Origin of the sequence: Pseudomonas sp. LFS044, assembly GCF_047978245.1 — a bacterium.
In the GTDB taxonomy this organism is placed as follows: Bacteria; Pseudomonadota; Gammaproteobacteria; order Pseudomonadales; family Pseudomonadaceae; genus Aquipseudomonas.
Genome location: NZ_JBFPFX010000014.1, coordinates 124,539 through 137,292, shown reverse-complemented (window position 1 = coordinate 137,292; position 12,754 = coordinate 124,539). Strand labels below are relative to the sequence as shown.

Here is a 12,754-nt window from a genome sequence, read left to right as displayed (position 1 = left end):
GGATGGGCAAGGCAATACGGGCTCAGGTGCGTATAATTCTGCCAGACATTGGAGCCTTTGACCCCATGCCGCAGACCAAACACCCAAGCCAAAACCCGCAACTGCTCAGCAGCGTCACCGTCGCGCGCCTGCCTGCCCGCCATCCGCACGCCCACAAAGGCGACTTCGGCCATGTGCTGGTGGTGGGTGGCGACCTGGGTACCGGTGGCGCGGTACTGCTCAGCGCAGAGGCCGCGTTGCGCTGCGGCGCTGGGCTGGTCAGCGTGGCGACCCGCCCCGAGCACGTTGCTGCGGGCTTGACGCGACTGCCCGAAAGCATGTGCCTGGGCGTGAATTCGGCCAACCAGCTGATGGGCGTGCTGGAGCGTGCCTCGGTGCTGGTGGTCGGCCCTGGCCTGGGCCAGGCCGCCTGGGGGCGTAGCCTGTTGTCCGCGGTGGCCAATGCCGAGCGGCCACAGGTGTGGGATGCCGATGCACTCAACCTGCTGGCGCGTGCCCCATTGGCCTTGCCCAGCGGCAGTATCCTCACCCCGCACCCGGGAGAGGCCGCGCGGTTGCTGGGCATTTCCACCGAGGCAGTACAGGCTGATCGGCCGGGCGCCGCGCGCAAGCTGGCGCGCCGCTATGCCAGTGTTTGCGTGCTCAAGGGGGCCGGTACGCTGGTTGCCGACCCGGCCGGCCAGCTGGCGCTGTGCCAACGCGGCCACCCGGCAATGGCCGGGGCCGGGTTCGGCGATGTGCTTACCGGTGTGCTGGCAGCGTTGTTGGCCCAGGGGCTGGATGCCTGGCAAGCCGCTGGCCTTGGGGTGTGGTTGCACGCCTGTGCGGGCGAGCGGCTGGGAGTCAAAGGTAGAGGCTTGGCGGCCAGTGATCTGGCGCCGGTCATTCGTGAGTTGTTGGAGGAGCATTCTGCGTGTCTGGCATAACCCTGTTTCTGGCCGATGAAGACGCCACGGTGAAATTCGGTGCATCACTGGCCGAAGTGACCGGCGGTCGCGGCGTGATCTTTCTCGAAGGTGACCTGGGCGCGGGCAAGACTACGCTTTCCCGAGGGCTGATTCGTGGCCTTGGCCATACCGGTGCGGTGAAAAGCCCGACCTTCACCGTGGTCGAACCCTACGAAATCGGCGAGGTGCGCGCCTACCATTTCGACCTGTATCGCCTGGTCGATCCGGAGGAGTTGGAGTTCATGGGGATTCGTGACTACTTCGAGGGCGACCCGCTGTGCTTGTTCGAGTGGCCAGAAAAGGGCGCGGGCGTTTTGCCAAAGCCTGACCTGACCATTACCATAAGCCCCCAAGCGGGCGGACGCTCGCTGATCCTTTCGCCGCAGGGGGCTCGCGGCGAGGCCTGGTGCACTGCATTGGCCAAACACTATAAACAGTAAGTGGGGTAGGTATGCGCATACGCGCACTGGTCGCTGTCGTTGGGCTGCTGCTGACAGCGGTGACCGTTGACGCTCTGGCCGTCACTCAAGTCAAGAGCGTGCGCCTGTGGCGCGCACCGGACAACACGCGGCTGGTCTTCGACCTGTCTGGCCCCGTGCAGCATAGTGTTTTCACCCTCAGCGCACCCGATCGCCTGGTCATCGACATCAATGGCGCGACCCTGGGCGCGCCGCTGAACGTGTCCACCTCCAACACGCCAATCAGCAGCGTGCGCTCCGCCCAGCGCACGCCCACCGACCTGCGCGTGGTGGTCGACCTGAAAAAGTCGGTTACGCCGAAGAGCTTCACCCTGGCGCCCAATGCCCAATACGGCAATCGCCTGGTGGTCGATTTGTACGACCAGGAGGCCGACGCCATTGCGGCCACGGCGCCGGTAGCACCACCAACGCCTGTGCAAACCCCGGCGACCACACCTGCGGTGCCGGTCTCACCGGCCCAGCCAGCGATCAAGCTGCCACCTGTGCCGAGCGGCAAGCGTGACATCGTCGTCGCCATCGACGCCGGTCATGGCGGCGAGGACCCTGGTGCCTCGGGCTCGCGCGGCCAGCACGAAAAAGACATCGTGCTGCAGATCGCCAAGGAACTGCAGCGCCAGATCAGTGCCGAGAAGGGCTACCGTGCCGAGCTGACGCGGACCGGTGACTACTTCATTCCGCTGCGCAAGCGCACCGAGATCGCCCGCAAGAAGGGTGCAGACCTGTTCATCTCCATTCACGCTGACGCCGCGCCGTCGCGGGCCGCCTTTGGCGCCTCGGTGTTTGCCTTGTCCGACCGTGGCGCGACCTCCGAGACCGCGCGCTGGCTGGCCGACACCGAAAACCGTTCCGACCTGATCGGTGGTGCCGGTAACGTCAGCCTCGACGACAAGGACCGCATGCTCGCGGGCGTGTTGCTCGACCTGTCGATGACCGCGACGCTCAGTTCCAGCCTGAATGTCGGGCAAAAAGTGCTGGGCAACATGGGCCGCGTCACGTCGCTGCACAAGCAGCGTGTCGAGCAGGCAGGCTTCATGGTGCTCAAGTCGCCGGACATTCCGTCGATCCTCGTCGAAACCGGGTTCATTTCCAACAACAGTGAAGCTGCCAAGCTGGCCACCCGCAGCCACCAGCAGGCCTTGGCCCGCTCGATCCACACCGGTGTGCGCCAATACTTCCAGCAGAACCCGCCGCCTGGCACCTACATCGCCTGGCTGCGCGACAGCGGCAAGATCGCCCAGGGCCCGCGTGAACACACCGTGCGCCCAGGCGAAACCCTGGCGATGCTTGCCGTGCGCTACCAGGTGAGCGTGGCCAGCCTGCGCAACACCAACAGCCTCAAGACCGATGAGCTGAAAGTCGGCCAGCACCTCGATATTCCCGCCACCACCCTGGCCTCGCAACAATGAGTGGTGGTTCGCGCATCCAGCTGCTCAGCCCGCGGCTGGCCAACCAGATTGCCGCCGGTGAGGTGGTCGAGCGCCCGGCTTCGGTGGCCAAGGAGTTGCTGGAGAACAGCCTCGACTCCGGCGCCCGGCGCATCGATGTCGAAGTGGAGCAGGGTGGCGTCAAGCTGCTGCGGGTGCGTGACGATGGCAGCGGCATTTCCGCCGACGACCTGCCATTGGCCCTGGCCCGTCACGCCACCAGCAAGATCCGTGAACTGGAAGACCTCGAAGGCGTACTGAGCCTGGGCTTTCGCGGTGAGGCACTGGCCTCGATCAGCTCGGTGGCGCGCCTCACTCTGACCTCGCGCACTGCCAGTGCCGGCGAGGCCTGGCAGGTGGAAACCGAAGGCCGCGACATGACCCCGCGTGTGCAGCCTGCGGCGCATCCGGTCGGTACTTCGGTGGAAGTGCGCGACCTGTTCTTCAATACCCCGGCCCGGCGCAAGTTCCTCAAGGCCGAAAAAACCGAATTCGATCACCTGCAGGAAGTCATCCGGCGCTTGGCCCTGGCCCGTTTCGATGTCGGCTTCCACCTGCGCCACAACGGCAAGAGCATCCTCAGCCTGCACGAAGCCCACGACGAAATGGCCCGCGCGCGGCGCGTCGGCGCCATTTGCGGTGCAGGCTTCATGGAGCAGGCACTGCCGATCGACGTTGAACGCAACGGCCTGCGCCTGTGGGGTTGGGTCGGCCTGCCGACGTTCTCGCGCAGCCAGGCAGACCTGCAGTACTTCTTCGTCAACGGCCGTGCAGTGCGCGACAAACTGGTCGCTCATGCCGTGCGTCAGGCCTACCGCGATGTGCTGTTCAACGGCCGTCACCCGACCTTCGTGCTGTTCCTCGAACTCGAACCCAATGGTGTCGACGTCAACGTGCACCCGACCAAGCACGAAGTGCGTTTCCGTGAAGGCCGTTCGGTTCACGACTTTCTGTATGGCACCCTGCACCGTGCCCTGGCCGACGTCCGCCCGGAAGACCATCAGGCCGCGCCCGCCGCGGCAACCGAGATCGTCCGCCCGACCGGGCAACAGGCTGGTGAATTTGGCCCGCAAGGTGAAATGCGCCTGGCCTCGCCGGTGCTCGAACAGCCCCGCGCGCCCCAGCATTCGATTTCCAACGGCGGTAGCGGCGCGGGGTACCAGTATCAGTACACCCCACGCCCGTCGCAGCCACTGCCGGCGGCCGAAACGCAGGCGGTCTATCGCGAGTTCTACAAGCCGTTGAATGATGGCGCGGCTGTAGCTTCCGCATTGCCGGAGAGCCAGGGCGACATCCCGCCACTGGGGTATGCGCTGGCCCAGCTCAAGGGCATCTACATCCTTGCCGAGAACGCTATCGGCCTGGTGCTGGTGGACATGCATGCCGCTCACGAGCGCATCATGTATGAGCGGCTCAAGGTGGCGATGGCCAGCGAGGGCTTGAGCGGCCAGCCGTTATTGGTGCCCGAATCGCTGGCGCTGAGCCAGCGCGAGGCCGATTGCGCCGAGGAGCACGCCCAGTGGTTCCAGCGCCTGGGCTTCGAACTTCAGCGTCTGGGCCCCGAGACCCTGGCGATCCGGCAGATTCCGGCGTTGTTGAAGCAGGCCGAGGCCAATCGCCTGGTGCAGGACGTGCTCGCCGACCTGATGGAATACGGCACCAGCGATCGCATTCAGGCGCACCTGAACGAACTGCTCGGTACCATGGCCTGCCACGGCGCCGTGCGCGCCAACCGGCGCCTGGCCATCCCCGAGATGAACGCCCTGCTGCGCGACATGGAAAACACCGAACGCAGCGGCCAGTGCAACCATGGCCGACCGACCTGGACCCAGATGGGCCTGGACGACCTGGACAAACTTTTCCTGCGCGGTCGATGACATGAGCGGCAAGCCCCCAGCAATATTCCTCATGGGCCCGACGGCGGCCGGCAAGACCGACCTTGCCATCGAGCTGACCAAGGTGCTGCCCTGCGAGCTGATCAGCGTCGACTCGGCGCTGGTGTACCGCGGCATGGACATCGGCAGTGCCAAACCCTCCAAGGAGGTACTGGCGGCCCACCCGCACCGGCTGATCGACATCCGCGACCCGGCCGAAAGCTACTCTGCTGCGCAGTTTCGCAGCGACGCCCTGGAGGCGATGGCCGACATCACCGCGCGCGGCAAGATCCCGCTGCTGGTCGGCGGCACCATGCTCTACTACAAGGCCTTGCTCGACGGCCTGGCCGACATGCCAGCCGCCGATGCCGGGGTGCGCGCCGAACTGGAGGCCCAGGCCGAGGCCCTTGGCCTGGCCGAGCTGCACCGCCAGCTGGCCGAAGTGGACCCGGTGTCGGCCGCGCGCATACACCCCAACGACCCGCAACGGCTGATTCGTGCCCTGGAGGTCTACCGGGTGAGCGGCGAGAGCATGACAGCCCACCGCCAGCGTCAATTCGCGGAAAGTAGCGGCGCAGACGCAGGCGCTGGCGGGCATTTGCCCTATACTGTCGCGAGTTTGGCGATTGCTCCTACAGATCGTCACATTTTGCATCAGCGAATTGCGCTACGATTTTCGCAGATGCTGGAACAGGGCTTCGTCGATGAGGTCCGATCGCTGCGAGCCAGAAGTGACTTGCACGCCGGGCTGCCGTCTATACGGGCAGTGGGGTACAGGCAAGTCTGGGATTACCTCGACGGCAAGCTGACTGAGAATGAGATGCGAGAACGCGGTATCATTGCCACTCGCCAGCTGGCCAAGCGGCAGTTCACCTGGTTGCGCGGTTGGTCCGACGTGCACTGGCTCGACAGCCTGGCCTGCGACAATCTGTCCCGCACCTTGAAATACCTTGGGGCCGTCTCCATATTGAGCTGAGTCCCTGCTGATTGCCGTCTATTCTTGCGAAGGGGCGGCCAAACTTATCGATTTCTTTGATTTACTACTATTTATCCTTACAGGAGTGCGGCATATGTCAAAAGGGCATTCGCTACAAGACCCTTACTTGAACACCTTGAGAAAAGAAAAGGTCCCGGTTTCGATCTATCTGGTCAACGGCATCAAGCTGCAGGGTTCGATCGAATCGTTCGACCAGTTCGTGGTACTGCTGAAGAACACTGTCAGCCAGATGGTCTACAAGCACGCGATTTCGACCGTGGTTCCTGCCCGTCCGGTTCGCCTGCCAAGCCCGTCCGATTCCGAACACGGCGACAGCGAGCCAGGCAACGCCTGATAGGAGCCTGCATTGTTCTTTGAGCGCCACGGTGGTGGTGAGCGGGCGCTGCTCGTTCACTTGGAAGGTCAGAACCCTGAGGCGCGCGAAGACCCGCAGGAGTTTCAGGAGCTGGCATTGTCGGCCGGAGCCGATATCGTCTCGCTGGTCACGGTGGCAAGGCATCAGCCTACCGCCAAATACCTGATTGGCAGCGGCAAGGTCGAGGAACTGCGCGACCTGGTCAAAGCCGAACAGGTAGACCTGGTAATTTTCAATCACACCCTCACGCCCAGTCAGGAACGCAACCTCGAACGTGTCTTCGAGTGCCGCGTGCTTGACCGTACCGGGCTGATCCTCGATATCTTCGCCCAACGGGCGCGTACCCATGAAGGCAAGCTGCAGGTCGAACTGGCCCAGCTCGAGCACATGAGCACGCGGCTGGTGCGCGGCTGGACCCACCTTGAGCGTCAAAAAGGCGGTATCGGCATGCGCGGCCCGGGTGAAACCCAGCTGGAAACCGACCGCCGCCTGCTGCGGGTACGCCTGCGTCAGATCAAGTCACGCCTGGAGAAGGTCCGCAGCCAGCGCGAACAGGCTCGTCGGGGCCGTCGCCGTGCGGATATCCCGTCGGTATCGCTGGTGGGCTACACCAACGCCGGCAAGTCCACGCTGTTCAATGCCTTGACCGAATCCGAGGTGTACGCCGCCGACCAATTGTTCGCCACCCTCGACCCGACCCTGCGCCGGCTCGAGCTCAACGACCTTGGGCCGATCGTGCTGGCGGATACCGTAGGCTTCATTCGCCACCTGCCGCACAAGCTGGTCGAGGCATTTCGGGCTACGCTCGAAGAGTCGAGCAACTCCGACCTGCTGCTGCATGTGATCGACGCCCATGAGCCAGAGCGCATGGAGCAGATCGAGCAGGTGCTGGCAGTATTGACCGAGATCGGTGCAGAAGGCTTGCCGATCCTTGAGGTCTATAACAAACTCGACCTGCTTGAAGATGTCGAGCCACAGATCCAGCGCAACGCCGACGGCAAGCCGGAGCGGGTCTGGGTATCGGCACGAGATGGACGTGGCCTGGAGCTGGTCGGTCAGGCGATTGCCGAGTTGCTGGGGGATGATCTGTTTGTCGGTACCCTGTGTCTGGAGCAGCGTTTTGCCCGCTTGCGCGCGCAATTCTTTGCCCTGGGTGCCGTGCAGAGTGAAGCGCATGACGAAGAAGGGCGCAGCCTGCTGAGTGTGCGACTGCCCATGGTCGAATTGAATCGCCTGGTCAGTCGTGAAGGCATGGAGCCGCAAGTGTTTGTCGAGCAACACACTTTGCAATAAATGCCCGCCGAGGTCGTCGGGCAGCAGTGGCAGGCATTCTGTAGCATTGGACGGCGCGCCGTGGGCGCGTCTTTGCTTTATCAGATGGAGAGCGCTATGGCTTGGAACGAGCCGGGTGGCAACTCGAACAATCAGGATCCCTGGGGCGGTCGCCGTGGTGGCGGCGGCGGTGGTGGCGATAAAAAAGGCCCGCCGGATCTGGACGAGGCCTTCCGCAAACTGCAGGACAGCCTGAACGGCATGTTCGGCAGCGGCAAGAAACGTGGCGGCGGTGACCGCAATGTCGGCAAGGGTGGCGGCTACGGCCTGCTGGGCATTGGCCTGGCGGTGCTCGCTGCAATCTGGCTGTACAGCGCCGTGTACGTGGTCGACGAACAGGAGCAGGCCGTTGTGCTGCGCTTCGGCAAGTACTATGAGACGGTCGGTCCCGGCCTGAACATCTACTTCCCGCCAATCGATCGCAAGTACATGGAAAACGTCACGCGCGAGCGTGCCTACACCAAGCAGGGCCAGATGCTCACCGAAGACGAGAACATCGTTGAAGTGCCACTGACCGTTCAGTACAAGATCACCAACCTGCAGGACTTCGTGCTCAACGTCGACCAGCCGGAAGTGAGCCTGCAGCATGCGACCGACAGCGCCCTGCGCCACGTGGTGGGTTCCACCTCGATGGACCAGGTGCTGACCGAAGGCCGTGAGCAGATGGCCGTGGACATCCGCGAACGCCTGCAGCGCTTCCTCGACAACTACCGTACCGGTATCACCGTTACCCAGGTCAACGTACAGAGCGCGGCAGCCCCGCGTGAAGTGCAGGAAGCCTTCGACGACGTGATCCGCGCCCGTGAAGACGAGCAGCGTGCCCGCAACCAGGCCGAGTCCTACGCCAATGGCGTGGTACCCGAAGCCCGCGGTCAGGCCCAGCGCATCATCGAGGACGCCAACGGTTATCGCGACGAAGTCATCGCCCGTGCCAAGGGTGAGGCAGACCGCTTCACCAAGCTGGTTGCCGAGTACCGCAAGGCACCTGACGTAACTCGTCAGCGCCTGTACCTGGAGACCATGCAAGAGGTCTACAGCAATACCAGCAAAGTCATGGTGGCAACCAAGGACGGGCAGAACAACCTGCTCTACCTGCCGCTGGACAAGATGGTCGAAGGCAGCCGCAACACGTCGGCACCGACTACCAGCGTGTCGCCATCGGCGAACGATGCGGCCGCACGTGCGGCGCAGGACCTGCAACAGCAACAGCAGCAGTTGCGTACTAGGGAGAGCCGCTGATGAGCAATAAATCGCTGATCGCCCTGATCGCCGCTGTGGTGCTGGCCGTCGTGGCCTGGAACAGCTTCTACATCGTGGCCCAGACCGAACGCGCGGTACTGCTGCAGTTCGGCCGTGTGGTCCAGGCGGATGTTCAGCCCGGCCTGCATGTGAAGGTTCCGTATGTGAACCAGGTGCGCAAGTTCGACGCCCGTCTGATGACCCTCGACGCCCCGACCCAGCGGTTCCTGACCCTGGAGAAGAAAGCGGTGATGGTCGACGCCTACGCCAAGTGGCGCGTCAAGGATGCCGAGCGTTTCTACACCGCGACGTCTGGCCTCAAGCAGATCGCCGACGAACGCCTGTCGCGTCGTCTGGAAAGCGGCCTGCGTGACCAGTTCGGTAAACGCACCCTGCACGAAGTGGTTTCCGGTGAACGTGACGCGCTGATGGCTGACATCACCGCCTCGCTGAACCGCATGGCCAACAAGGAGCTGGGTATCGAAGTGGTCGATGTGCGCGTCAAGGCCATCGACCTGCCGAAGGAAGTCAACCGCAGCGTGTTCGACCGCATGAGCACCGAGCGGGAGCGTGAAGCCCGCGAGCATCGCGCCAAAGGTAACGAGCTGGCCGAGGGTATCCGTGCGGATGCCGACCGTCAGCGCCGTGTACTGCTGGCCGAAGCCTATCGCGAAGCTGAAGAAACCCGCGGTGATGGCGACGCCCAGTCGGCCTCCATCTATGCCAAGGCTTACACCCAGGACGCCGATTTCTACGCGTTCTACCGTAGCCTGCAGGCATACCGCGAGAGCTTCTCGAGCAAGAGCGACGTGCTGGTCCTGGACCCGAAGAACGAGTTCTTCCGCTTCCTGGACAAGAGCAAACCCTGATGCTCTGAATCGGGATCGCCCCGCCTGGCAGCTAAAATTCCAGGCGGGGTGCATCCTGAATCAAAAGGGGTGTATGATGAGGCAGCCGGGAAATTTCCCGGCTTTTTTGCGTCTGCATGGTTGATTGGCAAAGCGCCAGTTGACGGTTTGGTCAGCTCGCAAGGCAATTCGAGGGTATTGGGTACGGTGGTGGCGCTGGGATCAGTGCTGCCTGCTGCTGTGCGCCAATGCCTGCTTTACTGACGGCTCGCCTGTTGGCAAGCCGCCCGGACCAGAGGGGAAATGGCGTAATGGCAACGGTAGACCGCTGGCTGCTGCCAGATGGCATCGAGGAAGTACTGCCACCTGAAGCTGCGCGCATCGAGATTGCGCGTCGGCAGGTGTTGGACCTGTTCCAGAGTTGGGGTTACGAACTGGTCGTCACCCCGCATATCGAGTACCTGGAGTCGCTGCTGACCGGCGCCGGCCAGGACCTGGATCAGCGCACCTTCAAGGTGGTCGACCCGCAGTCCGGTCGCCTGATGGGCTTCCGCGCCGACTTCACGCCGCAGGTGGCGCGCATCGACGCCCACACCCTGCGCCGCGAAGGCCCAAGCCGCCTGTGCTATGCCGGCAGCGTGCTGCACGCGCAGCCGCGTGCACTGTCCACCTCGCGTAGCCCGATCCAGTTGGGTGCCGAGCTGTACGGCGACGCCAGCCCCACCAGCGATGTTGAAGTCATCAGCCTGATGCTCGCCACCTTGCAACTGACCGACGTTGCAGATGTGCACATGGACCTCGGCCATGTCGGCATCTACCGTGGCCTGGCGCGCGCCGCCGGCCTGTCGGGCGCCGTCGAGCAGCAGTTGTTCGACGCCCTGCAGCGCAAGTCGGTGGATGAAGTGCAAGCACTGACCGCGGACCTGCCGAAAGACCTGGGCAACATGCTGCGCGCCCTGGTCGAGCTGTGTGGTGGCCGTGAAGTGCTGGCTGAAGCCCGCGTGCGCCTGGGCCGTGCCCCGGCCAGCGTGCTGGCCGCGCTGGACGACCTGTTGGCGATCGCCGATCGCCTGGCGTCGCGCTTCCCGCAGTTGCCGCTGTACTTCGACCTCGGCGAGCTGCGTGGCTACAACTACCACACCGGTGTGGTGTTCGCCGTGTTCGTGCCCGGCGAAGGTCAATCGATCGCCCAGGGCGGTCGCTACGACGACATCGGCGCAGATTTTGGCCGGGCCCGCCCGGCCACAGGTTTCTCCACGGATTTGAAGACCCTGGTCACACTGGGGCGAGCGGAGGTCGTATTGCCAACTGGCGGCATCTGGATGCCCGACAGTGGTGACGCGGCCCTCTGGCAGCAGGTCTGCCAGTTGCGCAACGAGGGCCAGCGTGTGGTCCAGGCTTTGCCTGGCCAGCCGTTGAGTGCTGCTCTCGAGGCGGATTGTGATCGGCAATTGATTCAGCAAGACGGGCGCTGGCAGGTTCTGCCGCTGACCCATTGAGTTTCTGCGTCGGCAGTAGGCCGGCAACCAAGTTTGCGTGAATGAGGACCAATGTAATGGGTAAGAATGTCGTCGTCCTGGGCACCCAGTGGGGTGATGAGGGCAAAGGCAAGATCGTCGATCTGCTGACCGAACATGCTGCCGCCGTAGTGCGCTATCAGGGTGGCCACAACGCGGGCCACACCCTGGTGATCAACGGTGAAAAAACCGTTCTGCACCTGATTCCGTCCGGCATCCTGCGTGAAGGCGTTCAGTGCCTGATCGGCAACGGCGTGGTCGTTGCTCCAGATGCTCTGATGCGTGAAATCACCAAGCTGGAAGAGAAGGGCGTACCGGTGCGCGAGCGCCTGCGCATCAGCCCGGCTGCTCCGCTGATCCTGTCGTACCACGTGGCCCTCGACCAGGCCCGCGAGAAAGCCCGTGGCGAAGCCAAGATCGGCACCACCGGCCGTGGTATCGGCCCAGCGTACGAAGATAAAGTCGCCCGCCGTGGCCTGCGTATCGGTGACCTGTTCCACCGTGAGCGTTTCGCCGCCAAGCTCGGTGAGCTGCTGGACTACCACAACTTCCAGCTGGTCAATTACTACAAAGAGCCGGCCATCGATTTCCAGCAGACGCTCGATGAGTGCATGGAATACGCCGAGCTGCTGAAACCGATGATGCTCGACGTCACCGCCGAGCTGCACAACCTGCGCCGCGCTGGCAAAGACATCATGTTCGAAGGCGCCCAGGGCTCGCTGCTGGACATCGACCACGGTACCTACCCGTACGTCACCAGCTCCAACACCACCGCTGGCGGTATCTCCACCGGTTCAGGCGTTGGCCCGATGTACCTGGACTACATCCTCGGCATCACCAAGGCCTACACCACTCGCGTGGGTTCCGGCCCGTTCCCGACCGAGCTGTTCGACGAGACCGGCGCTGGCCTGGCCAAGCGTGGCCACGAATTCGGTTCGACCACCGGCCGTGCCCGTCGCTGCGGCTGGTTCGATGCCGTCATCCTGCGTCGCGCCATCGACGTCAACAGCATCTCGGGCATCTGCCTGACCAAGCTGGACGTACTGGACGGCCTGGAAACCATCAACATCTGCGTTGGCTACAAGAACGAGAACGGCGCCGTCATCGACGCACCGTCCGATGCCGACAGCTACATCGGCCTGGAGCCGGTGTACGAAGAGATGCCAGGCTGGAGCGAGTCGACCCTGGGTGCCAAGACCCTGGAAGAGCTGCCTGAAGCTGCCCGCGCTTACATCAAGCGTATCGAGGAGCTGACCGGCGCGCCGATCGACATCATCTCCACCGGCCCGGACCGCAACGAGACCATCGTGCTGCGTCATCCGTTCGCCTGATCTGCCCTCCAGGCTGATCTGACGCCGCGGCCCTGCAAGGGGCTGCGGCGTTTTTGTTTGTCCGCCCGGCTATACGCGCTGCTCTACCTTGGCGTTTATACCTGCTGTTTTCGGCATAACCCTTGCTGTAAGAAGTTTCTGTAGATGCCATCAAAATAGTGGCGCCAGAAAGCACGAGGGTTTCACCGTGTCTGCCATCCTCTCACTGTTACGAAGCCGCCTGTTGCGGCCTGTGTTTGTTGCCCTTGGTATCGCCCTTTTGGTGCAGGTGCTGGTCGCCGTTGCGCTGACCCGAAGCACCGTCACCGCCCTTGAGGCCGACCTGGGCGAGCGCCTGGGCGCTGACAGCCGCAAACTTGCCAGCGAGCTTGAGCAGGCGGGGCAGGATGTGCGTTCGGGTCTCGACAGCCT

At 63.5% G+C, this 12,754-nt stretch carries 11 protein-coding genes; all 11 read left to right on the top strand.

Annotated features, from left to right (window positions below):
• Positions 1-65: 65 nt before the first annotated feature.
• The gene (locus ACNQPL_RS14225; RefSeq protein WP_346614814.1) at positions 66-926 is read left to right on the top strand and encodes an NAD(P)H-hydrate dehydratase; all 861 of its coding nucleotides are present in this window, start codon (positions 66-68) and stop codon (positions 924-926) included.
• The gene (gene tsaE, locus ACNQPL_RS14220; protein ID WP_346614813.1) at positions 914-1,387 is read left to right on the top strand and encodes a tRNA (adenosine(37)-N6)-threonylcarbamoyltransferase complex ATPase subunit type 1 TsaE; all 474 of its coding nucleotides are present in this window, start codon (positions 914-916) and stop codon (positions 1,385-1,387) included. Before ACNQPL_RS14225 ends, tsaE begins: the two co-directional genes overlap by 13 nt.
• An 11-nt stretch (positions 1,388-1,398) precedes the next feature.
• The gene (locus ACNQPL_RS14215; RefSeq protein WP_346614812.1) at positions 1,399-2,832 is read left to right on the top strand and encodes an N-acetylmuramoyl-L-alanine amidase; all 1,434 of its coding nucleotides are present in this window, start codon (positions 1,399-1,401) and stop codon (positions 2,830-2,832) included.
• On the top strand, positions 2,829-4,727 hold the full coding sequence (mutL, locus tag ACNQPL_RS14210; protein WP_346614811.1) for a DNA mismatch repair endonuclease MutL: 1,899 nt from the start codon (positions 2,829-2,831) through the stop codon (positions 4,725-4,727). The genes ACNQPL_RS14215 and mutL overlap by 4 nt, the downstream gene beginning before the upstream one ends.
• Position 4,728: 1 nt before the next feature.
• Positions 4,729-5,700 carry a tRNA (adenosine(37)-N6)-dimethylallyltransferase MiaA gene (miaA, locus tag ACNQPL_RS14205; protein ID WP_346614810.1) on the top strand — a complete coding sequence of 324 codons (972 nt, stop codon included), beginning with the start codon at positions 4,729-4,731 and terminating at the stop codon, positions 5,698-5,700.
• A 94-nt stretch (positions 5,701-5,794) separates the two neighbouring features.
• A complete protein-coding gene (gene hfq / locus ACNQPL_RS14200) occupies positions 5,795-6,055 on the top strand; it encodes an RNA chaperone Hfq (RefSeq protein WP_003258160.1) in 261 nt (86 codons plus the stop codon).
• A gap of 12 nt (positions 6,056-6,067) precedes the next feature.
• A complete protein-coding gene (hflX, locus tag ACNQPL_RS14195) occupies positions 6,068-7,369 on the top strand; it encodes a ribosome rescue GTPase HflX (RefSeq protein WP_346614809.1) in 1,302 nt (433 codons plus the stop codon).
• 96 nt (positions 7,370-7,465) lie between these two features.
• A complete protein-coding gene (gene hflK, locus ACNQPL_RS14190; protein ID WP_346614808.1) occupies positions 7,466-8,647 on the top strand; it encodes an FtsH protease activity modulator HflK in 1,182 nt (393 codons plus the stop codon).
• Complete coding sequence (gene hflC / locus ACNQPL_RS14185) at positions 8,647-9,516, top strand: protease modulator HflC (RefSeq protein ID WP_346614807.1); 870 nt, start codon at positions 8,647-8,649, stop codon at positions 9,514-9,516. The genes hflK and hflC overlap by 1 nt, the downstream gene beginning before the upstream one ends.
• A 290-nt stretch (positions 9,517-9,806) precedes the next feature.
• A complete protein-coding gene (locus ACNQPL_RS14180) occupies positions 9,807-10,994 on the top strand; it encodes an ATP phosphoribosyltransferase regulatory subunit (RefSeq protein ID WP_346614806.1) in 1,188 nt (395 codons plus the stop codon).
• A 56-nt stretch (positions 10,995-11,050) separates the two neighbouring features.
• A complete protein-coding gene (locus tag ACNQPL_RS14175; RefSeq protein ID WP_346614805.1) occupies positions 11,051-12,343 on the top strand; it encodes an adenylosuccinate synthase in 1,293 nt (430 codons plus the stop codon).
• Positions 12,344-12,754 lie beyond the last annotated feature (411 nt).

Excerpts from the sequence above, each read along its gene's own strand:
- ACNQPL_RS14175 (WP_346614805.1), top strand. The coding sequence starts at position 11,051 with ATGGGTAAGAATGTCGTCGTCCTGGGCACCCAGTGGGGTGATGAGGGC.
- mutL (WP_346614811.1), top strand. The coding sequence starts at position 2,829 with ATGAGTGGTGGTTCGCGCATCCAGCTGCTCAGCCCGCGGCTGGCCAAC.
- ACNQPL_RS14180 (WP_346614806.1), top strand. The coding sequence starts at position 9,807 with ATGGCAACGGTAGACCGCTGGCTGCTGCCAGATGGCATCGAGGAAGTA.
- miaA (WP_346614810.1), top strand. The coding sequence starts at position 4,729 with ATGAGCGGCAAGCCCCCAGCAATATTCCTCATGGGCCCGACGGCGGCC.
- ACNQPL_RS14215 (WP_346614812.1), top strand. The coding sequence starts at position 1,399 with ATGCGCATACGCGCACTGGTCGCTGTCGTTGGGCTGCTGCTGACAGCG.
- hflC (WP_346614807.1), top strand. The coding sequence starts at position 8,647 with ATGAGCAATAAATCGCTGATCGCCCTGATCGCCGCTGTGGTGCTGGCC.
- ACNQPL_RS14225 (WP_346614814.1), top strand. The coding sequence starts at position 66 with ATGCCGCAGACCAAACACCCAAGCCAAAACCCGCAACTGCTCAGCAGC.
- hflK (WP_346614808.1), top strand. The coding sequence starts at position 7,466 with ATGGCTTGGAACGAGCCGGGTGGCAACTCGAACAATCAGGATCCCTGG.
- hfq (WP_003258160.1), top strand. The coding sequence starts at position 5,795 with ATGTCAAAAGGGCATTCGCTACAAGACCCTTACTTGAACACCTTGAGA.